At 35.3% G+C, this 25,954-nt stretch carries 31 protein-coding genes; 25 read left to right on the top strand and 6 right to left on the bottom strand.

Annotated features, from left to right (window positions below; genetic code table 11):
• The first annotated feature begins 104 nt into the window (after positions 1-104).
• The 10 genes from I5J82_RS08290 to I5J82_RS08245 all read left to right on the top strand — a co-directional run bounded on the left by I5J82_RS08290 (position 105) and on the right by I5J82_RS08245 (position 5,800).
• On the top strand, positions 105-728 hold the full coding sequence (locus I5J82_RS08290; RefSeq protein WP_198767460.1) for a YdeI/OmpD-associated family protein: 624 nt from the start codon (positions 105-107) through the stop codon (positions 726-728).
• Positions 729-795: 67 nt separating this feature from the next.
• The gene (locus I5J82_RS08285) at positions 796-1,662 is read left to right on the top strand and encodes an alpha/beta fold hydrolase (RefSeq protein WP_198767459.1); all 867 of its coding nucleotides are present in this window, start codon (positions 796-798) and stop codon (positions 1,660-1,662) included.
• 20 nt (positions 1,663-1,682) lie between these two features.
• Positions 1,683-2,177 (top strand): HIT family protein, encoded by a 495-nt coding sequence (locus tag I5J82_RS08280; RefSeq protein WP_198767458.1) that lies wholly within the window; start codon positions 1,683-1,685, stop codon positions 2,175-2,177.
• A gap of 12 nt (positions 2,178-2,189) precedes the next feature.
• Positions 2,190-2,813, top strand: a complete 624-nt coding sequence (locus I5J82_RS08275) for a nucleotidyltransferase domain-containing protein (RefSeq protein ID WP_198767457.1) — start codon at positions 2,190-2,192, stop codon at positions 2,811-2,813.
• 48 nt (positions 2,814-2,861) lie between these two features.
• Positions 2,862-3,050 (top strand): NUDIX hydrolase, encoded by a 189-nt coding sequence (locus I5J82_RS08270; RefSeq protein ID WP_332873643.1) that lies wholly within the window; start codon positions 2,862-2,864, stop codon positions 3,048-3,050.
• Between the two features lie 96 nt (positions 3,051-3,146).
• Entirely contained in the window at positions 3,147-3,548 is a 402-nt protein-coding gene (locus I5J82_RS08265) for a GNAT family N-acetyltransferase (protein WP_233096595.1), read from the top strand.
• 104 nt (positions 3,549-3,652) lie between these two features.
• Positions 3,653-4,474: a GNAT family N-acetyltransferase gene (locus I5J82_RS08260; RefSeq protein ID WP_198767455.1), complete on the top strand. Its 822-nt coding sequence runs from the start codon at positions 3,653-3,655 to the stop codon at positions 4,472-4,474.
• 247 nt (positions 4,475-4,721) lie between these two features.
• Positions 4,722-4,961, top strand: coding sequence for a helix-turn-helix transcriptional regulator (locus tag I5J82_RS08255; RefSeq protein WP_198767454.1), 240 nt, complete (start codon positions 4,722-4,724; stop codon positions 4,959-4,961).
• On the top strand, positions 4,951-5,301 hold the full coding sequence (locus tag I5J82_RS08250) for a DUF2178 domain-containing protein (protein ID WP_198767453.1): 351 nt from the start codon (positions 4,951-4,953) through the stop codon (positions 5,299-5,301). The genes I5J82_RS08255 and I5J82_RS08250 overlap by 11 nt, the downstream gene beginning before the upstream one ends.
• A gap of 211 nt (positions 5,302-5,512) precedes the next feature.
• Complete coding sequence (locus tag I5J82_RS08245) at positions 5,513-5,800, top strand: AbrB/MazE/SpoVT family DNA-binding domain-containing protein (protein WP_198767452.1); 288 nt, start codon at positions 5,513-5,515, stop codon at positions 5,798-5,800.
• Here I5J82_RS08245 and I5J82_RS08240 read toward each other — a convergent pair.
• Entirely contained in the window at positions 5,797-6,756 is a 960-nt protein-coding gene (locus tag I5J82_RS08240) for a GGDEF domain-containing protein (RefSeq protein WP_198767451.1), read from the bottom strand. The two genes, I5J82_RS08245 and I5J82_RS08240, sit on opposite strands and share 4 nt — an antisense overlap.
• A 47-nt stretch (positions 6,757-6,803) precedes the next feature.
• Positions 6,804-7,637 (bottom strand): EAL domain-containing protein, encoded by an 834-nt coding sequence (locus tag I5J82_RS08235; RefSeq protein ID WP_233096431.1) that lies wholly within the window; start codon positions 7,635-7,637, stop codon positions 6,804-6,806.
• A gap of 324 nt (positions 7,638-7,961) precedes the next feature.
• Here I5J82_RS08235 and I5J82_RS08230 point away from each other — a divergent pair, with 324 nt between their 5' ends.
• The 6 genes from I5J82_RS08230 to I5J82_RS08205 all read left to right on the top strand — a co-directional run bounded on the left by I5J82_RS08230 (position 7,962) and on the right by I5J82_RS08205 (position 12,014).
• The gene (locus tag I5J82_RS08230) at positions 7,962-9,131 is read left to right on the top strand and encodes a cation:proton antiporter (RefSeq protein ID WP_198767450.1); all 1,170 of its coding nucleotides are present in this window, start codon (positions 7,962-7,964) and stop codon (positions 9,129-9,131) included.
• A gap of 102 nt (positions 9,132-9,233) precedes the next feature.
• Entirely contained in the window at positions 9,234-9,803 is a 570-nt protein-coding gene (locus tag I5J82_RS08225; RefSeq protein ID WP_198767449.1) for a TetR/AcrR family transcriptional regulator, read from the top strand.
• Between the two features lie 16 nt (positions 9,804-9,819).
• On the top strand, positions 9,820-10,161 hold the full coding sequence (locus tag I5J82_RS08220) for a DMT family transporter (RefSeq protein ID WP_198767448.1): 342 nt from the start codon (positions 9,820-9,822) through the stop codon (positions 10,159-10,161).
• Positions 10,161-10,475 carry a DMT family transporter gene (locus I5J82_RS08215; RefSeq protein WP_198767447.1) on the top strand — a complete coding sequence of 105 codons (315 nt, stop codon included), beginning with the start codon at positions 10,161-10,163 and terminating at the stop codon, positions 10,473-10,475. Before I5J82_RS08220 ends, I5J82_RS08215 begins: the two co-directional genes overlap by 1 nt.
• A gap of 16 nt (positions 10,476-10,491) precedes the next feature.
• Positions 10,492-11,319, top strand: a complete 828-nt coding sequence (gene speE, locus I5J82_RS08210; RefSeq protein ID WP_198767446.1) for a polyamine aminopropyltransferase — start codon at positions 10,492-10,494, stop codon at positions 11,317-11,319.
• A gap of 230 nt (positions 11,320-11,549) precedes the next feature.
• Positions 11,550-12,014: a PH domain-containing protein gene (locus tag I5J82_RS08205; protein ID WP_198767445.1), complete on the top strand. Its 465-nt coding sequence runs from the start codon at positions 11,550-11,552 to the stop codon at positions 12,012-12,014.
• 438 nt (positions 12,015-12,452) lie between these two features.
• On the opposite strand, the gene I5J82_RS08200 is transcribed toward I5J82_RS08205, so the two are convergent.
• The 3 genes from I5J82_RS08200 to I5J82_RS08190 are packed head-to-tail and all read right to left on the bottom strand — an operon-like array spanning position 12,453 to position 14,868.
• The gene (locus I5J82_RS08200) at positions 12,453-13,670 is read right to left on the bottom strand and encodes a methyl-accepting chemotaxis protein (RefSeq protein WP_198767444.1); all 1,218 of its coding nucleotides are present in this window, start codon (positions 13,668-13,670) and stop codon (positions 12,453-12,455) included.
• Entirely contained in the window at positions 13,667-14,263 is a 597-nt protein-coding gene (locus I5J82_RS08195; protein WP_233096430.1) for an ECF transporter S component, read from the bottom strand. Before I5J82_RS08195 ends, I5J82_RS08200 begins: the two co-directional genes overlap by 4 nt.
• A gap of 56 nt (positions 14,264-14,319) precedes the next feature.
• Positions 14,320-14,868 (bottom strand): DICT sensory domain-containing protein, encoded by a 549-nt coding sequence (locus I5J82_RS08190; RefSeq protein ID WP_198767443.1) that lies wholly within the window; start codon positions 14,866-14,868, stop codon positions 14,320-14,322.
• A gap of 562 nt (positions 14,869-15,430) precedes the next feature.
• Here I5J82_RS08190 and I5J82_RS08185 point away from each other — a divergent pair.
• From I5J82_RS08185 to I5J82_RS08150, 8 genes are all read left to right on the top strand, one after another.
• The gene (locus I5J82_RS08185; protein WP_198767442.1) at positions 15,431-16,708 is read left to right on the top strand and encodes a glycosyltransferase; all 1,278 of its coding nucleotides are present in this window, start codon (positions 15,431-15,433) and stop codon (positions 16,706-16,708) included.
• 5 nt (positions 16,709-16,713) lie between these two features.
• Positions 16,714-17,358, top strand: coding sequence for a TetR/AcrR family transcriptional regulator (locus I5J82_RS08180; RefSeq protein ID WP_198767441.1), 645 nt, complete (start codon positions 16,714-16,716; stop codon positions 17,356-17,358).
• Between the two features lie 2 nt (positions 17,359-17,360).
• Positions 17,361-18,602: an MFS transporter gene (locus I5J82_RS08175; RefSeq protein ID WP_198767440.1), complete on the top strand. Its 1,242-nt coding sequence runs from the start codon at positions 17,361-17,363 to the stop codon at positions 18,600-18,602.
• 1,529 nt (positions 18,603-20,131) lie between these two features.
• Positions 20,132-20,872: a type I methionyl aminopeptidase gene (gene map, locus I5J82_RS08170; protein WP_198767439.1), complete on the top strand. Its 741-nt coding sequence runs from the start codon at positions 20,132-20,134 to the stop codon at positions 20,870-20,872.
• A gap of 292 nt (positions 20,873-21,164) precedes the next feature.
• Entirely contained in the window at positions 21,165-21,314 is a 150-nt protein-coding gene (locus I5J82_RS08165; protein ID WP_198767438.1) for a hypothetical protein, read from the top strand.
• Between the two features lie 253 nt (positions 21,315-21,567).
• The gene (gene arr, locus I5J82_RS08160) at positions 21,568-21,984 is read left to right on the top strand and encodes an NAD(+)--rifampin ADP-ribosyltransferase (RefSeq protein ID WP_198767437.1); all 417 of its coding nucleotides are present in this window, start codon (positions 21,568-21,570) and stop codon (positions 21,982-21,984) included.
• Positions 21,985-22,332: 348 nt separating this feature from the next.
• Entirely contained in the window at positions 22,333-22,533 is a 201-nt protein-coding gene (locus tag I5J82_RS08155) for a helix-turn-helix transcriptional regulator (protein WP_198767436.1), read from the top strand.
• Positions 22,530-22,985, top strand: a complete 456-nt coding sequence (locus tag I5J82_RS08150) for a DUF3278 domain-containing protein (protein WP_198767435.1) — start codon at positions 22,530-22,532, stop codon at positions 22,983-22,985. The genes I5J82_RS08155 and I5J82_RS08150 overlap by 4 nt, the downstream gene beginning before the upstream one ends.
• A gap of 287 nt (positions 22,986-23,272) precedes the next feature.
• Here I5J82_RS08150 and bla read toward each other — a convergent pair whose 3' ends face one another.
• Positions 23,273-24,187, bottom strand: a complete 915-nt coding sequence (gene bla, locus I5J82_RS08145) for a class A beta-lactamase (RefSeq protein ID WP_408610411.1) — start codon at positions 24,185-24,187, stop codon at positions 23,273-23,275.
• Positions 24,188-24,836: 649 nt separating this feature from the next.
• On the opposite strand from bla, the gene I5J82_RS08140 reads away from it, so the two are divergent.
• Entirely contained in the window at positions 24,837-25,661 is an 825-nt protein-coding gene (locus tag I5J82_RS08140; RefSeq protein ID WP_198767433.1) for an MBL fold metallo-hydrolase, read from the top strand.
• Positions 25,662-25,954: the final 293 nt, after the last annotated feature.

Raw genomic sequence — 25,954 nt, 5'->3', positions numbered from 1 at the left:
CCGAAAGATTGTTAATGAAGTTACCTTTTTCAAAAGGAATTATTGTGTTTTCATAGAAATGATAGAAGTTGATCAAATGTATAAAAGGATTAGGGGGCTGCTCTATGCCAAAAAGCATGTTGAATCCTAAAGTGGATGAATTTTTAAATGATGCAAAAACGTGGAGAGAAGAGTTTGAGCAGTTACGAAGAATCGTCTTAGACTGCGGCCTCACTGAAGACTTTAAATGGATGCACCCATGTTATACGTTAAACGGAAAGAATGTCGTTTTAATACATGGATTTAAAGAATATTGTGCTCTATTGTTTCATAAAGGTGTTCTGTTGAAAGATGAAAAAAAGATTCTGATTCAACAAACAGTGAATGTACAATCAGCCCGTCAAATTCGATTTACGAATGCTAAAGAGATCATAGATATGGAAAGCACGCTCAAAGCTTACATACATGAAGCGATTGAGGTAGAGAAATCAGGCTTAGAAGTGAAATTGAAGAAAACGGCGGATTATTCAATACCCGTTGAATTCCAGAATAAAATGGAAGAGGTTACGGATTTAAAAGAAGCATTTGAAGCCTTAACACCTGGAAGGCAAAAAGCGTATATTCGGTATTTTGCTGAAGCGAAACAGTCCAAAACGCGAGAAGCTCGCATTGAGAAATATATGGACCAAATTCTTGACGGAAAAGGTTTAAATGATTGCACGTGCGGGCTATTTGAAACGAATGCCTAATTGCGACGGCTCACATAAAAGTATTCATTAGGAAGTCTAGGAAGTCTGTAAAGCAAGGAGTTAGGAAATGTCTAAGTGGAATACGAAATTATTACATACATCTAGAGGAATTTTTGAAGTGTTTATTAAAGGTGAGGGACAGCCGATTTGCGTGACTCATCACTATTCAGAGTTTAACGATTCTGGTGATTATTTTGCGGATTCTTTTACCGATCGTTATCAGGTATATCTCGTTAACCTGAAAGAAGCGGGTAATTCATCTAAAGCTATTCATCCACACGAGTTGAGCATGTTTGACGCGGTATATGATTTAGAAGCTATTCGAGAAACGTTGGGTTTCTCTGTCTGGACGTACGCTGGACACTCAACTGGTGGCATGATCGGATTGCTGTACGGCATCCACTTTTCTTCATCCCTATCGTCTTTAATAATCGTTGGATCAGCTGCGAGAAAATATGCGAATTCTTCTCCCACGTGTATTTATCATGAGGAACACCCGAAGTTTGATTATATGCAGCATCTCATTGAAACGCTAAAGAATTCAGATCTCACATCTGACGAAAGGGCTACCATCACTAAAGAACGAACAAAGCTGTCCATACATAAGCCAGAGAAGTATGACGAATTCTTCTCCTTACCGATCACGAAAAAAATGTCTGCATCTCGTATGAATTTCTTTATCAGAGAAGAAATGATATTCGATGTGACGAGGCAACTACATAACATAACGACACCCACATTAATTATTGGGGGTGTGCATGACGTTCAATGTCCAATCTCGTTTTCGGAGGAAATAAAAGAGGAGATTTCTCATTCTACTTTTGTTCGTTTTAACGAAAGTAATCACTACCCTTTTCTTGAGGAAGCACAATTATATAAAGAAGAAATTCAGAAGTTTATAAACAAAGTTGTTGCAAGTGAAAATCTAGCATAATCCTTTAGGAGAGAGTAGTTATGTACACACATATGCCACAGAACTATACGTGTCCTTTTTGTTTAGTTGTTCAAGGAATTGAAGACCCCAACAACAAACTGGTTCAAAGTAAGCAAAAAGATATTATCTTTCAGGATGAGTATGTAACGGCGCTCATCGCAACGTTATGGTGGCCGAACAACAAAGGTCATGTGATCATCATCCCTAATCGTCATTATGAAAATATCTTTGATCTGCCACTCGACATTGCCGCTCACATTCATAGAGTTGCTAAACAAGTGTCTTTTGCTCTTAAAGATTGCTACACGTGCGATGGCATCTCCACAAGGCAGCATAATGAACCAGGTGGAAGCCAGGATGTTTGGCATTATCACCTGCATGTGTACCCTCGGTATTTCAACGATAATCTTTATCTGACCCATGGCAGTCTTAGTGACCCAGAGGAACGTTCCGTTTATGCAGCAAAACTTAGAGCTTGGTTTCAAGCACACACATACATAAAACAAAGAATATAAAGGATGTCATTCATGAATACACATAACGAATTAAAAAAAATTGAAGCTTATCTATTGAAGAAATATGATTGCCACACCATCATTCTGTACGGATCCTATAGTCGGGGAGATCATACAGAAGAAAGCGACGTTGATCTCATCTGCTTTTCAGATTCCGTTGCCGAGGATACAAATGAGGTTGAGTTTATAGAGGGAAAGCAGTTAGATGCGTGGATCTACCCTACTGAAAAAATGAAACAGTCTGAACCGTTTCTGCGTGTACATAAGGGCGAAATTTGGATCAATAAGAAAGGGCTAGCGGAAGAGTTTCTAGCTAGCATTCAAAACACTTATGAGAAGGGGCCGAAACCATTATCTCAGGATGAGAAAGATTTCTTGAAAAGTTGGCTTAAAAAGATGCAAGTGAGATCAGCTAAGAAAGATCTAGAAGGAAACTATCGTTTTCATTGGATGCTAAAAGATAGTCTGGAAATCTATTTTGAAATAAAAGGTGAATGGTTCCTCGGACCAAAGGTTTCTTTTAAGTGGCTGAAAGAGAATGATCCTAAGGCTTTTCATCTCTTCGAAAGTGCACTAGGTGCAAATTCAATGAATAAGAGTACAAATGAATTAATCAATTACATATGTGAGTTGTAAGAATGAGAGTTGAACCCCATTTCATAAATCATAACGGGTACGAGTTTTTTGATATCACTTTCAGGCTCATATGCTGTAATCAAAAGTGAAGGCAAATATCTGATGTGTTATAACTCTTTGCGCCAGCAGTGGGAGCTCCCAGCTGGAAAGAGAGAAGCGGGTGAAACACCAAAAGAATGTGCGGTCAGAGAACTATTTGAGGAAACGGGACAAAGGGTTACAGAACTAAGTTATTAGGTGAGCTAGTAGTAGAGCTGATAAGGGGGGCTTTAAGTGCAATCAGAAATAAGATTTAGATTGGCTACCGAAAATGATTTAGATCGTATTGTTGCTATGCTTGCAGACGATGTGTTGGGGAGTAAGCGTGAGCGGTATGAGAATCCACTTCCTGATAGTTACATCAAAGCATTTCAAGCTATTACAACTGACCCCAATAATGAGTTAGTAGTGGCTTGTAACGATAATGAAGTGATTGGGGTGCAGCAAATCACTTTTACACCATATCTCACACATCAAGGCGGGTGGAGAGCTACGATTGAAGGAGTAAGAACTGCAGCTTCTGTTAGAGGTATGGGTGTAGGTACAGAACTTATAAAATGGGGCATTAAACGTGCAGAAAAGCGTGGGTGTCATATTGTACAATTGACAACAGACAAGAAAAGACCAGATGCGTTGAGGTTTTATGAACGACTGGGTTTTATACCAACACACGAGGGTTTAAAGCTAAAACTTTAATTACTACATATTACGAAAAAGGGTGCATTTCTTTAAGAAAAGGATTGTACTCTTTTTTATTGAATTAATAAATGTTAGGTTAGATGAAAATAAAGGAGATAACTATGTTAACGAAACAACAACTTCAAGATATTAAAAAACTACAAAACGAGTGTCAAACTCATGATAATATACAGTTAAAACTTAACTGGAATATGCTAGAGAATCGCCAATCCCATCAACTAGATTTTCTTCATTATGAAAAAGACGAACTTGTCGCGTTTTTAGGAATGTATCCTTTTGGATCTACAGTTGAAGTGTGCGGCATGGTGAAACCTAGTGAACGACGGAAGGGACATTTTCAGCGGTTGCTTCAAGAAGGAATGGAAGAAGCAAAACAAAGCCAATACAAAAAAATCTTATTAAATACACCGGCCGGATCAAATGCAGCAAAAGCTTTTCTAGATAAAATAGGTGCTAATTATACATTTTCTGAACATCAAATGGTGTGGCAACAAAGTTCCTTAGAACCAGTAGAGGGTTTAACACTTCGACAAGCAAATGAAGATGATTTAGATATGCGGATTCGTCTTTCTGTAGAAGCATTCGGAATGAGTAGAGAAGATGCCCAACCGATGGAACGTTCGTTTAACAAAGAAAGAAACACGGATATGTTGATGATTGATGTCGACGATAGAACAGTGGGGAAAATTCGTGTTTCACAAAAGGATGGGGAAGCTTGGATTTATGGGTTTTCCATTTTGCCAGAGTATCAGGGTAGAGGAATTGGTAGGAAGGTGCTGCGCCAAGTGATTAAAGATCAAAGTTCAGCTGGGTATTCGGTACATCTAGAAGTAGAAACCAAAAATGACCACGCCCTAGGCTTATACAAAGCAGTAGGATTCAAAGTTGTGCATTCACAGGATTATTATACTTATTTACTTTAAAATGAGTAGCGATGATGTAGAGCAGGTTTGAAATCAAATATAAAGAGTTTGACTTTTAGAGGAAATAAGTGTTTGATTACAACTTCTCCATAACCTAACGATGTTATTAAATCGTTAGGTTTTTCTTATTGTACTTGTATTTGAATAAAGTATTTTTAGTGAAATTAAAAGTATACAATTAAAAAGTATAAGTTTACTTTACTTTTTGTAATAAATTAGTTTATAATTAGTTTCAAGAGGTGATGTCGTGAAGAAAGATTTTGGTGATTCCATTTCAAATAAGGTTTATGAATATCGTGTCCTTGCCAGATTGTCGCAGCAAGAATTAGCAGAAAAAGTCGGGGTCTCCAAGCAAACCATCTTTGTAATGGAAAAGGGAAACTATGTACCCACTCTGTTGTTAGCTTTTCGAATTGCAGATTTCTTTAAGGTTAATGTAAACGATGTTTTTACTTATATGAAAGGAAATGATGAAAATGGAAATTAAGTCGATCTCAGATATCCCTGGTGCTGCTTTTTATCCTTTAAAGTCATGGGCTGAACAGTCTACTGATAATTGGAACATTCTCATTGGAATTGGATTTTTGTTATTAATGGCTAGTATTGCATTAGCTTATGTGTTTTATAAGAAGATGGGGAATGAGGACGAACGGACAAAAAGCATTTATTTAAAGAGCAGCTACTTTATGCTGTTGACTATTATTCTATGTGACATCATTTTTCCTACTGAGTATATGGCGAACATATTTTTCTTGTTCAAATACTCCCTAGCCATTTTAGCATGTGGCATTTATTTGGCCATTCAATATAAAAGGGATTTTTCCTAGTCCCAATTACGTTCAACACCTGACCATAGGATCTATTCATAAGGCTAAAAAGTATGTCTAACTTCCACAATGGAAGTTAGGCAAATTTTTAGCCGATTTTTTTTGTTTTTCTTATATTGGTTTTAATAATAGACTTTCTTAACAATTGCTTAATAATAGAACAACGGAAAGGATTTATAATAATATCTATAAAATTATATAGGTGATGCTTGTGAACATTGAAATCAATAAGAATTATAGTAATGAGAAAGGCTATTTTTATCTACCTGCTGTTTGGAGAGAGGAATTTAGACTTCAAATTGGTCAAGCTGTAGAATTTATGGTTGATGGCGAGAACATAATGATAAGTAAAAATAAAAATCAATCTAAAAAGAGGGTTATAGGAAAAAAAGGGATGTTAACGATTCCACATAACATCCGAATGAAACTTAATCATAAGCTGTATAAAATTTTCATTTTACAAAAGGAAGAAAAGATTCTGTTGACCCCTCTTCTTTAATTTTTAATTAAATCGGTGTTGCTTATATAGGCGCTAGATTGTAACTGCTTACATTTCTTTTTTAATACAGTAGCCATATCGATGATTTCACTTATAGAGTTGAAGTTTTGTTTCTCATTAGTTACTACTGCAATGGATAAAGAAACTAAAGGTATATGTTCTTTAATCCCACTCCTGTTTTCATTATGCACAAAGCCTCGCAACCAATCTTCCTCTTTATAAAACCTAGGTAGAGATCGATTAAACATTGCAATTATCTTTTTGCAAAGCTCGCTATATTCGTAGTGGTTTAAAATACACATAAAGTCATCTCCACCTATATGCCCCACAAAAGAATCCTTATGGTGTAAGACCGCTTCTTTTATAATTGAAGCGGTTTCTTGAATGAGACGATCTCCCTCGTGAAATCCATACGTATCATTATAGGTCTTAAAAAAATCGAGATCTAAATACAACAATGAGAATGGCATTTCGGATATAATCTCCGAAAGTTTTTGATCAATCATTTTATTACCAGGTAATCCTGTTAAGGGATTTAAGTACCGAGCCATCATCGATTGCACCTCAGCAAGTTGGATCAGCAAATTCTTAATACTGACTATACCTAGAAACTCAGAGTTCTTTGTTATGATTACGAAATCATATAATTGCTCTTTCTTTCGTTTCATAGCTAGTGTACTGACCTCAGAAAGAGGCATGGAGTAGTCCACAATCAAAGGTTCAACGTTCATAATCAATTTTACGGGTCTTCCAATAAATACATTAAATCCATACAACGTTCCTAACTTCTGATAAAAGTGGGAGCGTGTTACTAATCCTATAGGTATATTTCTGTTAGTTACTACGATTCCTTCGAGCTCAGTATCTTCTTTAAACATTTGGTCAATCTCTGCACCTCTCGTTTCTGGATGAACAAAAGGAGCGTTTTCTAGAATTTTTCCGATTGATGTATTCATTTTCTCAACTCCTAAACGTCTATTGTATAGCATATTTTTCCACTCGCTTAGGTCATCGTACCTGAAAAAAGCTCTTGCTCTGGCTTTCCTAAGTGATATCCCTGTCCAAAATCAACACTTAATTGTTGAAGCATGGATAGTTCCTTTTGTGTCTCTATTCCTTCAGCAATAACTTGTGTACCAGAACTCCTAGCATAATCTAAGAGCAGTTCTACTAAATATTTTTGTGAATCCTCTTTATGAATGCCTCTAATAAGTGATTTATCAAGTTTAATAAAATCAGGTTTAAGTTTAATTAACGTCTTTAAGCTGTTATAACCAGAACCCGTATCATCAACTGCTAAACGAAAGCCTTGTTTTTTGTAATGTTCAATCGCTTTAATAAATTGATCATAATCGGTTACCGCTTCCTTTTCTGTTAACTCTAAAACTATTTGTTCAGGTGAAAAACCATAAAGATTCAATAATTCTATCGTATCACCTGTTCGATATGATGGATCAGACAAGACTTGCGGCATAATGTTAATAAAAATCATTTGATCTCTAAATTCCGGCTTTTTTTTCACTTGATGGAAATGACGTTTTAGAGAGATTTTCCGTAAGAACTTTTCAATCCAAAATAAATGCCCACTTTTTCCAATAAAATCATAGAATGCTTCAACATTTTTTAAAGCTTTTGTAGATAAGGGTCTATTCAGTATTTCAAATCCTATCGTTTTGCCTGTTCTTAAACAGAGGATGGGTTGAAAATATGTAAGTATTTGCTTTTCATCAATCAAATTCAAAAGTTGAAGGTATTTCTTAGAATGAAAATACAAATTCATTTGTTGATCGATTAGATATTTTAAATAAAATACTGGTTTATATAGTTCTTTTATCATAATACACACCTGTCATATAAGCTATTTGTACTATTTTATTGTAATGTATATGTGATCATTATGATTTAAAGGATTTGTAAATTTTTTCATGGCTTTTCTTAATGAAAAAATGAGGAAAGTCTTTGAGAGCTATGGTCGGCGTAATAATTTCTAAAACCTTAGCTACCTATTTGACATCTAAATGTTCTGTTGATAATATTACCTTACGAACGTTCGTAAAATTTAAACTATATTTTTTTAAGTACATGGAGGATTCAGTCAACCTGGACCCTCCATGTCTTTTCTTTTTTAAATATCAATATTATGGATAGGAGCTGGAATGGAATGATTGCGTTACAGATTGTACTTATCTTATTAGCAACTAAAGTGGCTGGTCAGATAAGTATTAGATTAGGTCAACCCTCTGTTCTTGGGAAAATCCTCGTAGGTATACTCATCGGTCCGGCCATTCTAGGATGGATAAATGAAAATGAGATCATACAAACGTTTAGCGAAATTGGTGTTTTGTTATTAATGTTTTTAGCCGGATTAGAAACAAACTTGAAAACCTTAAATGATAATAAAAAAGCAGCATTACTTGTTGCGACCGGTGGGATAATTGCACCCATCCTGTTAGGGTATGTGGGTGCTCAAATTTATAATTTTTCACTAGCGGAATCAATTTTTATCGGCTTATTATTATCTGCAACATCAGTAAGTATATCCGTCCAAACATTAAGAGAAATCGGTTGGTTAAAAAGCAAGGAAGGATCTACTTTGCTTGGAGCAGCTGTGTTAGATGACGTTATAGTTGTAATACTAATTGCTGTTGCTCTAAGTGTATTTGCGGATTCAAATACAAATCTGGCAATTCTTATCACAAAAAAGATTCTATTCTTTGCCATGATTATCTTAGCTTCTAAATGGCTGGTACCCAGATTTATTAAGCTATTTTCTAGTTTTAAAGTCACTGAAACCATTTTAAGTGCGGGTTTAATTGTTGCCTTTTGTTTTGCCTATTTTGCTGAGTATTTAGGAGTTGCTGGCATTATTGGCACTTTCTTTGCTGGAGTAGCTATTTCTCAAACAAAATTTAAAAATGAAATGGAGAATAAAGTCGAACCTCTTGCGAATGGGTTTTTTGTTCCCTTTTTCTTCACTAGTATTGGTCTAAATGTGTCATTTATCAGTATGGATAGTCAAATCGGATTCGTTTTTATATTTTCACTAATTGCAGTAGTATCTAAATTTATTGGATCTGGCTACGGTGCAAAATTATCAGGATTTACCACCCGTTCATCAATGGGAATAGGTGCAGGAATGATATCTAGAGGGGAAGTGGCTTTAATCTTAGCTACTATGGGTTTAGAAAGTAAATTATTTCCTTCAGATTACTACACATCTATTATTATGGTTATCATTCTAACAACGATTGTCACACCACCTTTGTTAAAGCTATTTTTTGGAGCAAAAGAGGATAGACTTTATGAAAATAAAATGAATGCAAATCTGTAACAGGCTCTATTCATTAAGTTTCACTAAACTATATTAACAAATTGACAATAAAAAGGGATTCTGATAGCATTTACCTTACGAACGTTCGTTAGGGGTGATGAAATGAAGTCAAATCAGTTAAAAGAAGTAGCTTTAATCCAATTTGCACTACATGGTTATCAAGGTGCTTCACTTGCTGTTTTAGCTGATAAAGTAGGTATGAAAAAACAATCCATTTATGCACATTTCAAAAGTAAAGAAGATCTTTTTATTAGTACGTTTAATGACTCTCTTAACAATGAGTTAGACTTTATTAAACGATTTATCGCGGAGAATTATTCCCTATCACTCAAGGAAATTCTCTTTAGCTTTTTTAATGAGTATTTAGGACGTTATCAAAAAAATCATAATATGAGCTTTTTTATAAGAACTTCTTTTTTTCCACCTTTACAATTTGAAGAGCAAATTAAGAGTGGCACTAATAGGTTTGTGAATGAATTAGAATCTTTGTCCTTAGAAGTTTTTGAAGAAAAAAAGGATGACTACAATTTAAATATTGCTCCTGAATCTGCAATGATGTCATTCCTAACAATATTTGACGGACTTCTAGTTGAACTGCTATATGGATTTCCAGATCGTCTACAGAAACGTCTAAATAGTTCGTGGGATATTTATTGGCAAGGTATTACGTAATAAAGGAGAGAATCAATTGAATCGCGCTTGGGGTTTATTATTTTTGGGTTCCATAGTAGAAATATTTTGGGTGATGGGATTAAAACATGCTGATGACGTACTCACATGGACAGGAACAATTATCGCTATCATTCTGTCTTTTGGCCTATTAATTAAAGCTACTTCACAACTTCCTGTTGGAACAGCCTATGCTGTATTTACTGGGCTTGGTACCACAGGCACTGTAATAATTGAAATGCTTGTTTTCGGAGAGCCATTTCAACTTGTAAAGATTATATTAATAATCGTTCTTCTTACTGGGGTTATTGGTCTTAAACTTGTAACCGGAAATGCTAAACAAGAAGGGGGTGCTTCTTAATGGGGTGGATTTTTCTTGTTTGTGCAGGAATCTTTGAAGTTGTAGGTGTCACAGGCTTGAATCTAATATTACGTAATAAAAACGCCTTTTCATTTGCCGTATTTGTCTTAGGATTAGGAAGTAGCTTCACCTTTTTAAGTCTCGCCATGCAAACCCTGCCAATGGGAACAGCTTATGCTATATGGACGGGAATCGGCACAGTTGGATCAGGACTTGTCGGAATACTCTTTTATGGAGAATCGAAGAGCATAGCTAGAATAATATTTATGGCCATGGTATTAAGTGCGGCAATAGGTTTAAAACTAATAAGTTAAGAGGAGAATTTAACAAATGTCATTTTGGTTTACAGAAAAACAGACTTCTGCATTCGGAATTACAGGAAAAGTGAACCGTACACTAGAAAGTGAAAAAACTACTTTTCAACAATTAGATATGGTAGAAACTCAAGAATTCGGTAACATGTTGTTATTAGACGGTATGGTCATGACAACAGAAAAAGACGAATTTGTCTATCATGAGATGATTGCCCATGTACCTTTATTCACACATCCCTCTCCTAAAAATGTTTTAGTAGTAGGTGGTGGTGATGGAGGAACAATCAGGGAAGTATTAAAGCACTCAAGTGTAGGAAAAGTAACACAAGTAGAGATCGACGGTAAAGTAGTAGATTATTCTAAGAAGCATTTACTCGACATTTCATGTGAATACGGAAATCCAAGAGTTGAATTAATTATTGGAGATGGTTTCGAACATATTATTAAAAGTGAAAATAGGTATGATGTGATTTTGGTTGATTCTACTGAGCCTGTCGGACCTGCTGCTGGTATGTTTACAAAGGGATTTTATGCTGGTATTGCAAAGGCGTTAAAAAAGGATGGTATCTTTGTAGCTCAAACAGATAATCCATGGTTTAAAGCGGATTTGATTAAAAATGCGATACATGATACTAAAGAAATTTTCCCTATTGCACGTCTTTACACTTGTAATATACCTACTTATCCAAGTGGTATGTGGACATTTACGATGGGCTCGAAAGTATATGATCCTTTAAACGTATCTATTGATAAAATTAGCGATATTAACGGTAAATACTATACACCAGAATTACATTATGCAAGTTTTGTATTACCTAAATTTGTTCAAAATTTATGTAGGTAAATTATGTTTTCAACGAACCCTAAAAGTAAATACGTACAAGTATGAACGGTTAGGATTCCTTAAAACCTATACAAAAATAAAAAGCCTAATTTCACTAATCCATATTTAGAAATTAGGCTTAAGCTATTAAAACGAGAGCGAGTTGTGATGTAACTTTTAGATTCGTTATTCTATTTGAAACTATGAGACGATTTAGAACGTATTTATGGTAAAGATAGGAAGGTGACGTAATGTATTTCGCAACAAAAAAAGATTTATGGATGTCACTTCTACTGTGGTTATGTGCATCTTTTCTTATTGTTCCTCCCATTTTCTTTTCTGACTTTGGTGTATGGATGGTTCCAGGAATCTTTGAACAACAATGGGTTAAAATTGTTTTCTTATTTCCAATAGGATTTGGTTTACTGTGGATTTGGTTCAATACTGGCTATGTAATTGATAATAAATTTCTTAAGATACAATATGGCCCTTTTCGGTGGAAGATATTGATCAGTGAAATTCATAGCATTCGGGAAACTAAAAATCCCTTTACAGCCCCAGCTTTATCTATAGATAAACTAGAAATTAATTATGCGAATTTCAATACGATCGCCATTTCCCCAGAAAACAAAAATGAATTTCTTTTTCATTTAAGAAAGTTAAATTCTAATATAAATACGGAGAACAACAACTTTAGTGATAATAGGGATATTTAATAGATAGGGTGTTTAATCAAAGCTAAAATTCCTATATAGAAAGTAATAGCAAAAATGTATGTGACACTTATGGAACATATATTTAGCAATATACACATACTTGTTTAGACAGCGGGAAAAGGTAGAGGGATTTCTTTTGCAACATTAATCGTAGTAATTATCACTAACACAAAAAAGTAACCACCCTGCGTAAGGCCAGATTAAAATTAATAGGGTAGGTTACTTTTTTTATATAATCGATATGAGCCAGCATTTTTCTTGCGGCGTAACTGCGGAACTCTGATGTGACAGCATCAGGGTTCATGTTCTAGGCATTTAGGAAAGTCATGATCTGTTTATGATAAATTAAAGTCCCCGATAGAAAAGGGGTGTAACCGATGATGAAAACATACGAAGCTTTAACACCTTTAAACGAAGACTAAGATAATTCAGCATTTTTTATTCAGCAAGTTTCATCTCATGCCTCTGCTTTAATTGCCCCGGGCGGATCCACGTCACATTTCCTTCGAGTTCAATTTGACTCTTCAAGTTGTCTTGGATTGATTTTATATGTTCGACCATCGTCATTACTGTCATCTCAAGCTCCATCAGATGGGTTTGTTGTTCCATCGTCATCTCAGATGATCCTTCTGTTTTCATACTTAACTGTTCTGTTAGTTTTAACACGTGCTGCATACTCTCGATCAGACGTTGGTTTTCAACTTCCACTTCTGTCGAGTTTTGTTTGAGTTCGTCCGACTGAAGAGAGAGGGTATTGATACTAGAGATTACACCATCAAAAATGTTAATCATGTGTAAACTCTTCGTTTTTCCATCTTCTATGACAGATATGTTCTGTTCATACGATTGTTCTTGCGTCTTTATACTTCCGTTCACAGCTCTAATAATTGCGTTAATCGTTTCAGCACTCTCTTTTACCTGTACGGATAGTTTACGGATCTCATCAGCAACAACACCGAAGCCTGCACCATGGGCTCCCGCACGTGCTGCTTCGATTGAAGCATTCAGTGCGAGGAGGTTCGTTTGGGTAGAGATGTACTCGATCGCGCTCAGTGCCTCAGTGACTTTTTTCATCTTCTTCAGCAGTTCTTGGTTGTAGTCTCCAAACTCTTTCGTGATGGTGATGATCTTAGAAAACACGAAGCTAAAATCGTCTACCTTTTGTTTTCCTTCGTTGGATAGCTCAGTCACATCTCTTGTTGTGACGTTAGTAACCTCTATGATCGCATCAAGGTTTTGAATCATTCCATTGATTCTTCCGAGTTGATCGCCAAAATACGTGATGAGCTCATGTTGCTTTTGTATATCTCCTACCATCTCGATAAGCTGGCCGCTCACCATCTCAGAAGATCCGTTCACCTGAACATTTATCGCATTCAGATGTTCACTGTGCGCTTCAAGGTGGCGAAGTTCTTCTAGTGATTGGATAATCGTTGAAGAAGGTGAAGTGTCTTCTTTCTGTAACTCACTCTTAAGAGCAGTGCTCTTTTTGTTCCATATGAATATTAAAGCTATAGCAGCTGTAACCATAAGGGTTCCTGTAAGAGAAAGTAGAAAAGAGTCTACATAATACTGATAGAGAGAAAGAAGTAGAGAAACGAGAACAGCAGAAGCGATTAGAATAAGGTTCTTCTTGTTTTTCAAGATGTTTTTCATACAGCCATGCTCCTTTTTTGTAGGATGCGTTGTAGTTTAAAAGCAAACGGTAGCCCTATTAAATACACCATGATGATCTTGATAAGATTAAACGGAACGATAACGAGTAAGACCGCAGATTCAAAGTCTTTAACAAGTTGGTTTGAACTTTTGAACGCACTCAGATATTGATCCATATTTAGTCCAAGAAGCTTCATGATGGTAGGCAGGATAAAATAATAGTTAAGTGCAAACATGGCGATCAAAAATACACTGATTGACACAACAAAGCTCATCCAGTTCAGTTTTTTCTGGTATTGATAGAAAACACCGATCAGTCCTACGATTAGTGCCCCTGAGACGAAGTTTGCAATCTGGTTAATGGGTAATCCGACATAACTTCCGTGTGAAAGATATTCAAGACCGTTCTTGAAGAACTGGATAAGAACACCCGCTACAGGTCCCATCATGATTGCTCCGACGAGGGCAGGAACATCACTCACATCAAGCGTGAGGAAAATTGGAAAGAAGGGAACCGGTACTTTAAACAGGTATAGAACCATGCTAAAGGCAGTTAGGATAGCGATCGAAGTCATTTTTTGAATACGTGACATATTTGTTTCTCCTTTTAGATTCATAATGAAAGGGCAGCCTATGGCTACCCTAGAAACTAACCTTTTACAGCGACTTTTATATAAGGTGCTAACAGTTTTGTCGCATGATCAATCACACGTGGGCTCGAAGTTTTGACCCCTTTAAACTTACGGCCTTCTTCCACCTCGTGTACTCCGAAACCTTCCATATCATAAGCGACCATCATGGATTTAAACGTAGGACTATCAATGATCAGAAACCATTCACGCATCAACTCGCTGTTGGGTGGCAGTTCAATGTAATTAATTCCATCTGTGGAATCCATCACCGCATCGTTCTCACCAAATATATGTACATTCGAGTACTCCGTCATCGCTTGGAAACGATCGAGCACGTTCTTCGTACGAGAAAACTTTTGAAAACCTGCATACACGTTACCTTTAAGTTTCTTTGTTAATACGATGTTTTCCATCATCAGACACATGTATTCTAATTGAGGAACCTTCGTCTCATACTTAAGGGATTGTGCGTTCAACTGACTCAGTGGCGCGTTATCTAACTTTTGAACACTTCCTTCAACCTGACCAAAACATTGGTGAAACAGTGATAATCTTTGTAATTCCATAATAAGAATCCCCCTGTATATTATTTTAAAATAGTATAAAAGTACTAGTTGTAAGGTAAAAATAAACAGCCCTGAAAATAGTGGGCTATTAATGAGATTAAATAAAAATTTTACTCGTTACCTTATTAAAGTACCAAAGATATATACCACTCCTTAAATAATTTGAAACATAAATCTTTAAAAAAGTTCAACAGAAGCAACTTAAGGTTGCTGAAAATTCTTTTTTCTTTGTTTGGATACCAGAAAATATAAAAAGAATATATTCTGCTTCTCATCAAAGAAGTAATTGGTCCAAGTGAAAAGAAGCAGTAAGATTTTAAGAGTGAAAATTATGAGGCTCTACTTCATAGAAGGCAGGGGAATTATAGTAAAACTTAACTGACTTTTTCAAAGTGAGAACTAGATGTTCTAAAAAATGAGACTGTGGAATTTGAGGAATTCACTAAGAATTTTATAAAAACGACAGATATGTCTTTTAATCTTGACATAATAAGTTATATGTTTTAATTTAATAAAGACAGTACTGTCGTTTTTTTATTTTTAAAATTTTGGAGGTACCATTATGTTGATAACAATGCTCTCAACCGGCACAAGAGGTGATACGCAACCTTTTATTGCGTTAGGTATAGAACTAAAAAAGAAAGGTTATCGAGTACGCATTGCCGCATCCCAATCATACCGGCAGCTTGTAGAAGGGTATGGATTTGAATATGCACCGATGCGAGGTGATGTAGCCAAAATTTTAGAAAGTGGTGTTGTGAAGGATGCAGATAATCCTTTTAAATTTTTTACAAGTTTAAACTTTAAAAATGATGATCTCACTGAGTTGATGATTGGCGGACAAGAAGACATGCACAAAGCATGTGAGGGTGCTGATGCTATTGTGTACCATCCTGGTGCTACCCTTGGATACTTTGTAGCAAAAGAAATGGGTATTCCAAGCATACTTGCCTCACCTTTTCCAATGACACCAACAAAAGAATATCCCGCAATCATCTTTTATGACCGTCTAAGGCTTGGTAAGACCGTTAACAAATTAACTCATCACATCTTTGAAAAAGGGTTTTGGAAGATGGCTAATATGGGTGTGAAAAAATACTGGGTTCAGAGGTATGGACAGCTACCAAAAGGCTTTTCGAATCCCTATCCCAAACAACGTACAGCTAGTCATCCTACCATCACTTCTTTGAGCCCAAGTGTTTTTCCTGTTCCGGCTGATTGGCCGCAGCATGTCTACTCTTTTGGATATTGGTTTATTGAAGATCAATCAGAATATAAACCATCAAAAGAGGTTGAGGATTTTCTGAGAGAAGGAGAGCCACCTGTATACATTGGTTTTGGAAGTGTGGGAGATAAGGCACATGCTTCTGAATCTACAGAAATGGTAATAAGAGCGCTAAAGCAGAACGGAAAACGAGGAATCATTAACGCGGGTTCAGGCATGCAGGAAAGAGAGAATACAGAAGACATACTTTTTATTAAAAGTGTTCCACACGAGTGGCTTTTTCCTCAGTTGTCTGCAGTTGTACATCATGGAGGAGCTGGTACGACCGCTGCAGCACTTCGTTCAGGTGTACCTCAGGTTGTCATTCCGTTTGGAAACGACCAATTTGCTTGGGGTAGAAGGATGGTTGAGCTAGGTGTTAGTGGAGGTTCAATTCCGCGTAAAGAATTGACTACTGATAAGCTGGCAGACGCCATTACTTTAACTCAATCAAGTGCAGTTAAAGAGAAGGCAAGGGAATTAGGGGGAAAGGTAAGAGCAGAAAATGGTGCTTTAAAGAGCGCGGACCTTATTCATAAAACAATCGAAAATTATTATAGTAAAGAAAGGAATTGAAAGTCATGCCAAAAGTAAGTAAAAATCATTCTCTAATGAAAAGAAAGGAGATATTAGATGCGGCTAAAAGAGTCTGCATCCGTAAACCAATCTTTGAAGTATCAATGAGAGATATTGTTTTAGAAGCAGGTATGAGCCAAGGGGGAGTGTATAAGTATTTTTCCAATATTGATGAAGTTTTTGGGGCAATAATTAACGAAGAAAGCCTAAAGGGTGAAGTGAAAGAGGAAATTAACGCAATATTTACAAGCGAAGATGAGCCATTGCATAAACTTGAAATGATCCTTATGTATATATCTGATTATATGCAGAAATCGCTATTGGACAAGGGGCCAATATACTACAACTTAATGGCACTCTACTCTAGAGATCCAGAACGGTATGAGAAGGTGCAAAGTATTGTTAATGATGTCTCAAATCTTCAATACCTTCATGAAAAATTCTGTTCATTTTTAGAGGAGCATATCAATCTTAAAATTTTCAACCCTACAATTCCAACAGCGGATATCATTTTGTTCATCGAAACATATATGTCAGGCATCACGAATCAGGTGAGTATCGAAAATGAATCAAAACAAGAACTTTTAAGTGTAATTCAAAAGAAATTAAAGATCTTATTTGTTTTCCTTAAAAGTGTTTTGGGGAAATAGCGATGAGAGGCTTCAAACGTGATTTTAAAATACTGGTGTTCGGTCAGGTTATATCGATAATCGGTGCGTCTGTTTTACGGTTTGCTTTGTCTTTGTATGTACTTGACTTAACGAACTCTGCAACCATTTTTGGAGCAATAATGGGCCTTTCCATCATACCTGCAATAATTATCTCGCCAATAGGGGGTGCTATTGCAGATCGATTTGATAAACAAAGGATAATGGTAATTCTAGATCTAATTAGCTGTTTTCTCATTGCTGTTTTTGCCATTATTCTTTTTAGTGGAAACGGAACGATTATATCGATCGGTATACTTTTGATGGCCCTGACTTTAATTAGCTCGATGTATCAGCCTGCTGTTCAGGCTAGTATTCCCGTACTTGTACCTAAGGAACTACTCTTGAAAAGTAATGGCATTGTTTCGGGAGTCGTTTCCATTGCTAACTTTGTTGGCCCTATTGTAGCTAGTGTTTTATACAGCTTCACGAGTATTAATTTGATTGTTATTGTGAGTGCTCTGTTCTTTTTTGTAGCAGCCATGATAGAACTCTTTATGAAGATTCCGTTTAAGAAAAGAGCGTCGGAGCCCTTTCGTAAAATTGCAGGTACTGACATCAAAGAGGGAATTTCCTATATCTTACATGAAGATCGTTTCATTTTAAAAAGTATTACCATCGCATTTATTGTGAGCCTGTTTATTGCACCCATGTTCTTTGTAGGATTGCCTTACATGATTAAAGTACTTTTTAACATGCCGGATACTTATTTTGGGTTTACCCAATCAGGCATCTCACTTAGTATCGTTTTTTCTGCAATGACTATTGGACTTTTAAAAGGTAAAGTTCGTAGTGATAACCTATATTTATGGATTTCGGGGTGTGCAGCTGTCTACTTTGGAATGGCACTTGGAACCAGTCCCATCGTTGAAAACTCCCTTGCAAAATATTTAGTAGTGAGCATCAGCTCCATGCTTGTCATGTTTGCGTTGACAGTTGTCAACATTTATATAAATACAGTCATACAGGAAAAGACACCTGCAGATATGCTAGGGAAAGTAATGTCTATACAAACAGCTGCGGCTACGACAGCTGTTCCTATCGGACAAATTATATTTGGCTACTTAGTGGATGTGTTTTCAAGCCAAATTTATCTATTAGTCGTAATCACTGGGATGGTTTCACTTCTTATTAGCTTAATGGTCAAGCGAGTGTACAGAACTCAATTAGTTGAAAAAGCTCTTTAAATAAAAATGGCAAGGTGTGTACGTTTATGCTCTTTAAGATTGGGAAAAAGCTATTATTTCTACTAGGAACAGTTTTAATAATTCCACTTGTAATAGGGTTGTTTTTTGGAGGAGGATATATTCTATACTCTCTGTTGAGAGGGCATTCAATGAGTGATTCTCTTAGAGATTTAGTATATATTCAACAGATAATTCAGCCGTATATTAAGTATCTAATGATCATCTTCATTATTCCTGCGGTCTTAAAAGTATTAAAAAAGTCTAGTTGGATTTTAAAGATTTTAACTCCTAAGTAAGATAACGAATAAAGGAAAATTGACTTTACTAGCCTAGCATTATTGAAATGTAAGACTTTTGACGGGAGTATTATTGACTTATAACATGGGGTAACAAGAAGATTGATGTATATTAATATGGTGAAGACTTATAAATATTTTTGAGGACTTATTAACTTTGGTGAAGACTTATAAAATTTTTTGAAGACTTATAAATTCATTTGAGGACTTATAAATGTGAGGCAAGTAAGATAGACTTTTTTGCTTCCATAAAAACTCGTTATTTATATCCCGAATTCACTGTTTTCACTTACAGATTATATATTAATAAAATACTTGGAGAAACTATAATTTAACACAGTTACAAAGTTGATTCATATTAGTAAATAAAAGTAATTTGCATCGAATTTAGCGAAAAAGAGCATTCGCTCTATTAAAATTAAGGTATCGTATCCCTTTTTATAGATTATCCATAAAAGTTTGCTGATTGTTCGTCAACTTAGGATAAAGACTAAAGACCAGATCATATACTGATCTGGTCTTTTTAAACTTTTAGTGTGTCTCATTTTTATTAGTTATATCTTCAGTAAGCATTGTCGCGTTATATATATTAGCTTCTCCAGTTTCGAAAAGAGAGTCTTTTCCCTTCTTACCTAAATCTACAGCTGTTTGTTTGAGTGAGCTTGTACTTAAGCAGGAGAGAACTCAGGGTGTTCTGCCTTTATAACTGCTGCGACTCCCGCTACTTAGGCTGGTGCCATACTCGTACCGTGTAACAACGCATAACCTTTTAAGTTACTCGTCAGATTTGGTACAAGATAAGTCGGCCATGTGGATACCGTTCGATACAAAAATCACGTTTGTTCAAATCGTTTCCTTAAGGATATTGCCGGTACAACTATCATAGAGCGCACCGTTGTCTCAACCAGGACCAGGGCAGCAACAACTATTGAATTTCCATAGTTGGAATAGAACGTGATTCTTTAATAGATGGGGAGTTTACAATTTACATTTGTGAAACAAAATAAAAACAATAGAAAATTAATTTACAGTTTTAAATCAGTGCTTCCATTGTTTACAGTTTACAGAAGCATATGACAGAATAGGACAAGGAAAGTGAAATAAACAACGAAGAAAAAATTCAGCTGAGATGTAGTGCCAATTAGTATACATTGATATCATTTTACGTGAAAATAAGGGTACAGTTAACACATATATGTTTATGGATTATTAAAGAAAATGAGGTAGGAAAAAATGATTGCAAAAACAGAAGAAGATTTTAATGGTTTAAAGGAAATTGGTAAAATTATTGCCTTTATTAGAGATGAGTTAGTTCAAAGAACAATTCCTGGCATTACGACCAAAGAACTTGATGATCTGGCCGGAGAACTTTTAGAAAAAGCAGGTGCTGTTTCAGCTCCAAAAGGGGAATATGATTTTCCTGGTTATACTTGTATTAGTATTAATGAAGAAGTGGCACATGGTATTCCGAGTAACCGGGTCATTCATGAAGGGGACTTAGTAAATATAGATGTATCTGCTTCAAAGAACGGTTACTTCGCAGATACAGGAATCTCATTTGTAGTAGGAAACGGAGAAGAAGTAAAAACGAGAATATGCGAAGTTGCTAAAAAGGCATTTGAAGCAGGTCTTAAGAAAGCTAAACCGGGATCCAAAAAAAGTAGAATCGGAAAAGCAGTATTTGAAACAGCGAAACAGCATGGATTCACTGTTATCAAAAACCTTACAGGACATGGTGTTGGACGTAGAATACACGAAGAACCTGACCATATTTTAAACTATAATGATCCATGGGATAATGAAATTTTAAAGGAAGGAATGGTTATAGCATTCGAACCATTTATCTCAACCTTTGAAGAAGAAGTATTCCAGAAAGAAGACGGTTGGACCTACGTCACAGAAAAAAGCTATGTAGCGCAAATAGAACATACGATCATCCTTACTAAAAATGGTCCGATTATAGTCACACTCTAATTCAAGCATTGAAGTTGCTAAATTTATAGCATTTAAATTATGAATAAATTCATTTAATTTACCGTGTGGATTTCTTCAGAAAGAACTTCTCTTTTACGATAAAAATAAGGACAAATATGTTGGATAAAATTTATTAAATATTATTAAACAATTAAAATATGAGTAAATATAAACGCGTTGTTACGGAAAAGTAACCGTGTACTATTATCTTCTTATCATATAAGGCTTATTTAAGTTATATTATACTTGTCGAATAGATTCTCATCGAAGATAAGAAAAGTAGGTGAACATAGTGGGGAAATATCAATTGGATAACAAAGGTCAGGTAGCTGTGACAAAGTTTCATGAAAAACAGACGCCTGCCAGATTTGATAAAAAGAAGCATCTTGAAAAACTACGTGCGGATTTTTTGAAAAAGAAGCAAAACAAAACAGATAAATAGTATGAACGAAAACATAGGGAGATTAAATGCTTCCTATGTTTTTTCTTATTTATTTTCAAAATCGTGTGCATTTCTCTGAGAAGGGGCGCAAAGATGATACTCTAATAAGAACTATATCAGCATCTAAAAATGAAAAATCATTCTTTCTACTTTAATTATACTTCGAATGCTAGATAATTAATAGACTAGTCTTTCTAGGGTTTTACTCATATACTGTTGTAAACAAATCTTAAAAAGTTAGAGGTGTCTAAGGATGAATGATAAACAAGAAGTCTTAGATAAAGGTCCTTTCTTTCATGGTACTAAATCAGAACTGAAAATTGGAGATCTGTTAGAACCGCAATACTTATCAAATTACCAAGACAAAAAATCTAACTATATCTATTTCACCGCTACATTAGATGCTGCTAAATGGGGTGCTGAATTAGCAAGATCTCAATCAAAAGAGAGAATTTACATCGTAGAACCCTTAGGTGAATTTGAAAACGATCCGAACTTAACGGATAAAAAATTCCCTGGAAACCCAACACGGTCGTATAGATCGAAATCGCCTTTGAAAATTATAGCAGAATTAAAATCATGGGAAAGGCATTCAGATCAAGAAATCCATCAAATGCTTACTCATTTGAAAGCCTTGACCGAACAAGGAAAGAACGTAATATACGATTAATCATAAACTACACTAATTTATTAGTTAACACAGCAATTTATAGATAGTTAAACTTGAACGCAGATAAACCTCATTTTAACTTTGGTTAAAATGGGGTTTATCTGCGTTCTGGCATCCTCATAGTTAAGGTGAGGATGTTTGTGTTCATTCATCAAACCCGTAGGAAAAATATTTTTTGAGACTACAACGTTTCTACAGGCGTTCATGGGAAAGCTGTTTTTAAGAATAATCTTAATTAAGTATCAGGTAAATTTGTTTAATTGATGTAAAATTTGACTTTCGTTTATATGCTATGTAATATATAAATTGCATATGTAAACTATATCTAACATGCAGGTGGAGTGAGAAATGAAGAATAACGTGAAAATTACTAGAATTAATGCCTCCATCACTCAGGAACAATTAGCAAGAAAAGTTGGTGTGACTAGACAAACGATCGGTCTTATAGAAAAGGGCGAATTTAATCCTAGTCTTCAGTTGTGTATTGCAATAGCTAAAGAACTTCAGAAAACGTTGGATGAATTATTTTGGGAGGTAGATGCGAAATGAAATCTTGGATATCCTTTTTGTTACCGGATGATGAATACAAAGAAAAAAAGATGTTATATTTTCTCTCAGAGGGTGCAATCCTTCTTTTTCTTTCCCTTATTGTTATGCTGATCGGCAGCAAGTCTGTACATTTAGATGCACAAACCATCTTACTGATAGCTATTGGTATCTTCCTTTTTTATGTCTCAGGCAGATATATTGTATCTGGTATTGAATATACAGATATATCAACTGAAAGAGCCTACAAAAAAGAGTTAAAAGCGACAATCATGAAAACGATTGGTTTTATTGTTATCTTTCTAACAATCTATCTATTATTTATTGGTGTACCGACGAGTCTAAACAAATGGGTAGAAATATGGGGATTGTTAATAAGTGTTAGTGTAGTAAAGTTTCTATCCACTTATATTTCATTAAAGCGATCTTATCAGAAGAATAAAGAACTATTATAAAACTTTATTTGTACTAACATAATAGACTCCGAAGGATAGAACCTTATTGTACATAGAAGGGCTGTCAATTCTATTGAAACAGATGGATCATGCAGAAAAAAACGTTTGAAGTTTGTTCTTAGATAGAGAAAAAGAAGCATAAACAAACAGGTAAATAATAAGAATAAAACCATAGGAAGATTAAATTCTCCCTATGGTTTTTCTTTTTTGTGTGCGAATGTACGCAAAGTATGATCCTTTCATTCTTGTTAGCAATAAAAAGTATGAAGATCAAAACTAATGATATTTTATTTATTTTTGACTTTGAGGACCTTAATTACTTCTTTTGTTGCTTCAGCAATAAGCTTGTCGTTATAATCAGCATCTTTTTGATCACGAGTGGAAAGTACAGCAAGAACAATAGGGTCTCCTTTTGGTGGCCAAATGATTGCAATGTCATTTCGCGTACCATATGATCCTGCTCCAGTCTTATCAGCTACTTCCCATCCTTTCGGAACTCCAGCACGAATTAAGGCATCGCCAGTAGTATTTCTCTTCATCCAATCGATTAATAGTTCGCGTTTTTCAGTTGGGAGTATATCTCCCAGTGTAAAGGCTTGAAGACTAGTAGCAAGTGCTCTTGGTGTACTTGTATCATGAGTTTCACCCGGATTAACTTCATTTAAATCTGGCTCATATCGCTCAGGATTGGTAACACTATCACCCATTTCCTCCAGTGCTTTCTTAAATCCAGTCGGTCCTCCTATTTGTTTAAGAATAAGGTTTCCAGCAGTATTGTCACTGTATCTAATAGAAGCATCCGAAAGCTCTTTAAGAGTCATCCCCGTATCAACATACTTTTCTGTAATCGGACTATAAGTAACAAGATCCTCATGTGTATAGGTAATTATTTGATTAAGGTCTTCTATTGATTTCTGTTGTAAAAGTGCTCCTACAGCTAGAGCCTTATGAGTAGATGCATAAGCAAAACGCTCATCTGGATGATAGGTTACTGTTTGGTTGGTACCAGTATCCAAAGCATAGACTCCGAGAATAGCATCATATTTTTCTTCAAGCTTTGCAAAAGCATGATTATTTGCAGTTCCCAGTTCTTTGGGTCTTGTTACTTTAGCATCAACAATACTGTTTGATAAACATACAAGAGGTACACATGAAAGAAATAATACAGGCACAATTTTTCTAAAAGCAGATGAACTAAACATGTTGCTCAACGATTTCATTAAAATTCAACCTCTTTCTATTAAGTATTTTCTCTCAAATAAAAAGCTATGTTTACCAATATACCAACAATGGACATATTATGTAATCAAACCAATGTAATAAAAACCTGTACTTTAAGAATTTAAAGGTTTTTAATATGGTTCTTAAGGCTGATTCAATGCAACAATCTACTTGTAGATTCAAATTAATCTACAAATAGATAAATCTATTCAAAAAAGGAAAAAAGAACTAATTAGTTGAATTTATTGAACAAACCTTCTATTTATAAAGGTAAAGAAAAGTGTGATGACTACGAGATGGAGATCTGGGTACCTGTAGAATAAAATTACATCTACTATTGGACCAACTTCATATTTTTTTACTTATATGAGAAATTACTTAAGGTGTTTCCACATCTAATCTTGACCACGATAGTAAAAAATGGAATCATTTTGACTGGATATGAACAATGAATCTAGTTTGAGTTGAGGTTTGTTCTAATAGAATGTACAACAATGACTTTGTTAACATATATGTTCATGTTGGCTTTTAATAGATTTATAGATGATTCTAAAAATAAAAGCATAAAATTTCTACAAATTCCCTTATGTGATTATAATTGGAATTAGAGAGACAGAAGGGGGAATTATTATGCACAACTATATTTGTGAGACGTGCGGGGTTCAATATGAGAGTTCTGTAAATGAACCTGCTGCATGTACTATTTGTAATGAAGAAAGACAGTATGTAAGTTCAAAAGGACAATCTTGGACGACATTAGAAGCGATGGTTGAGAGTGGGATTTATAAAACTGAAGTTAGTGTTGAAGAAGAAAATCTATATCGTGTTCAAACGAACCCCGGTTTCGGAATTGGCCAAACGGCGTATCTTGTGAAGGGTAACGGATATAACGTGTTATGGGATTGTGTAACTTACATAGATGAAGAAACAATTGAAGCGATACAACAGTTGGGTGGTATCGATGCGATCGCGTTATCACATCCTCATTATTATTCGACTCAAGTGGAATGGGCAGAAACGTTTGATGCCACTCTTTATATTCATGAAGATGATAAGAAATGGGTAACAAGAACGAGTGACAAGATCGTCTTCTGGTCGGGAGACTCCCTTGAACTAAGTGAGGGGATCAACCTTCAGAGAATAGGTGGTCATTTTAAGGGAGGTACTATCATTGAATGGGTAGAGGGGAACAACAAACAAGGTGTTCTTCTTTGTGGAGATATTATCCGTATTGTAGCAGACCGAGAATGGGTCAGTTTCATGTACAGTTATCCTAACTTTATTCCTTTACCAAGTGGTACCGTTGAGAGGATAGCTCATCGAATGGAAGATTTAACATATACTCGTATCTATGATGCTTTTAATCGTGTGATCAAAGAAAATGCTGCAGAAGCGGTACAACGATCAGCAAAAAGATATGTTGACGCACTAAATGGGGAGTTGTTTCATACATAATTCAATTGCAGAGTTCAGCAGTTACACCAAGAAGAGTGGAATATATATAAGTAACCTACCTTTACGCAAGGTGGTTACTTTTTATTTTGTATGATTCACATGAAAAGTCATGGGGATGAAAAGTAAAACCAATCACTAGTTTTATATTCCGAGTACACCTTAGTAAAAAACAGAAATGTTTCACGACCAACCTTTTTAATATTCTCCTAGGCTGAGGAGGTTTTTTAATTTCGCTTGTAAATAATTTACTTTTTTCACTATAACGGGACTTTGGTTGCAGGTATTAAGAATTA

The organism is Fictibacillus halophilus (assembly GCF_016401385.1).
Taxonomy (GTDB): Bacteria; Bacillota; Bacilli; order Bacillales; family Fictibacillaceae; genus Fictibacillus; species Fictibacillus halophilus.
Note: the sequence above shows the minus strand (reverse complement) of the source record. Positions and strands in the feature narration are given on the sequence as shown.

What these genes read in the sequence shown, in the direction of transcription:
- I5J82_RS08205 (WP_198767445.1), top strand. Translation starts at nt 11,550, where the DNA reads ATGTATTTCGCAACAAAAAAAGATTTATGGATGTCACTTCTACTGTGG.
- I5J82_RS08250 (WP_198767453.1), top strand. Translation starts at nt 4,951, where the DNA reads ATGGAAATTAAGTCGATCTCAGATATCCCTGGTGCTGCTTTTTATCCT.
- I5J82_RS08235 (WP_233096431.1), bottom strand. Translation starts at nt 7,637, where the DNA reads ATGATAAAAGAACTATATAAACCAGTATTTTATTTAAAATATCTAATC.
- I5J82_RS08200 (WP_198767444.1), bottom strand. Translation starts at nt 13,670, where the DNA reads ATGAAAAACATCTTGAAAAACAAGAAGAACCTTATTCTAATCGCTTCT.
- map (WP_198767439.1), top strand. Translation starts at nt 20,132, where the DNA reads ATGATTGCAAAAACAGAAGAAGATTTTAATGGTTTAAAGGAAATTGGT.
- speE (WP_198767446.1), top strand. Translation starts at nt 10,492, where the DNA reads ATGTCATTTTGGTTTACAGAAAAACAGACTTCTGCATTCGGAATTACA.
- I5J82_RS08150 (WP_198767435.1), top strand. Translation starts at nt 22,530, where the DNA reads ATGAAATCTTGGATATCCTTTTTGTTACCGGATGATGAATACAAAGAA.
- I5J82_RS08275 (WP_198767457.1), top strand. Translation starts at nt 2,190, where the DNA reads ATGAATACACATAACGAATTAAAAAAAATTGAAGCTTATCTATTGAAG.
- I5J82_RS08195 (WP_233096430.1), bottom strand. Translation starts at nt 14,263, where the DNA reads ATGTCACGTATTCAAAAAATGACTTCGATCGCTATCCTAACTGCCTTT.
- I5J82_RS08290 (WP_198767460.1), top strand. Translation starts at nt 105, where the DNA reads ATGCCAAAAAGCATGTTGAATCCTAAAGTGGATGAATTTTTAAATGAT.
- I5J82_RS08215 (WP_198767447.1), top strand. Translation starts at nt 10,161, where the DNA reads ATGGGGTGGATTTTTCTTGTTTGTGCAGGAATCTTTGAAGTTGTAGGT.
- I5J82_RS08140 (WP_198767433.1), top strand. Translation starts at nt 24,837, where the DNA reads ATGCACAACTATATTTGTGAGACGTGCGGGGTTCAATATGAGAGTTCT.
- I5J82_RS08240 (WP_198767451.1), bottom strand. Translation starts at nt 6,756, where the DNA reads ATGAATACATCAATCGGAAAAATTCTAGAAAACGCTCCTTTTGTTCAT.
- I5J82_RS08175 (WP_198767440.1), top strand. Translation starts at nt 17,361, where the DNA reads ATGAGAGGCTTCAAACGTGATTTTAAAATACTGGTGTTCGGTCAGGTT.
- I5J82_RS08265 (WP_233096595.1), top strand. Translation starts at nt 3,147, where the DNA reads ATGCTTGCAGACGATGTGTTGGGGAGTAAGCGTGAGCGGTATGAGAAT.
- I5J82_RS08190 (WP_198767443.1), bottom strand. Translation starts at nt 14,868, where the DNA reads ATGGAATTACAAAGATTATCACTGTTTCACCAATGTTTTGGTCAGGTT.
- I5J82_RS08155 (WP_198767436.1), top strand. Translation starts at nt 22,333, where the DNA reads ATGAAGAATAACGTGAAAATTACTAGAATTAATGCCTCCATCACTCAG.
- I5J82_RS08225 (WP_198767449.1), top strand. Translation starts at nt 9,234, where the DNA reads ATGAAGTCAAATCAGTTAAAAGAAGTAGCTTTAATCCAATTTGCACTA.
- I5J82_RS08185 (WP_198767442.1), top strand. Translation starts at nt 15,431, where the DNA reads ATGTTGATAACAATGCTCTCAACCGGCACAAGAGGTGATACGCAACCT.
- I5J82_RS08285 (WP_198767459.1), top strand. Translation starts at nt 796, where the DNA reads ATGTCTAAGTGGAATACGAAATTATTACATACATCTAGAGGAATTTTT.
- I5J82_RS08180 (WP_198767441.1), top strand. Translation starts at nt 16,714, where the DNA reads ATGCCAAAAGTAAGTAAAAATCATTCTCTAATGAAAAGAAAGGAGATA.
- I5J82_RS08230 (WP_198767450.1), top strand. Translation starts at nt 7,962, where the DNA reads ATGATTGCGTTACAGATTGTACTTATCTTATTAGCAACTAAAGTGGCT.
- bla (WP_408610411.1), bottom strand. Translation starts at nt 24,187, where the DNA reads ATGTTTAGTTCATCTGCTTTTAGAAAAATTGTGCCTGTATTATTTCTT.
- arr (WP_198767437.1), top strand. Translation starts at nt 21,568, where the DNA reads ATGAATGATAAACAAGAAGTCTTAGATAAAGGTCCTTTCTTTCATGGT.
- I5J82_RS08260 (WP_198767455.1), top strand. Translation starts at nt 3,653, where the DNA reads ATGTTAACGAAACAACAACTTCAAGATATTAAAAAACTACAAAACGAG.
- I5J82_RS08280 (WP_198767458.1), top strand. Translation starts at nt 1,683, where the DNA reads ATGTACACACATATGCCACAGAACTATACGTGTCCTTTTTGTTTAGTT.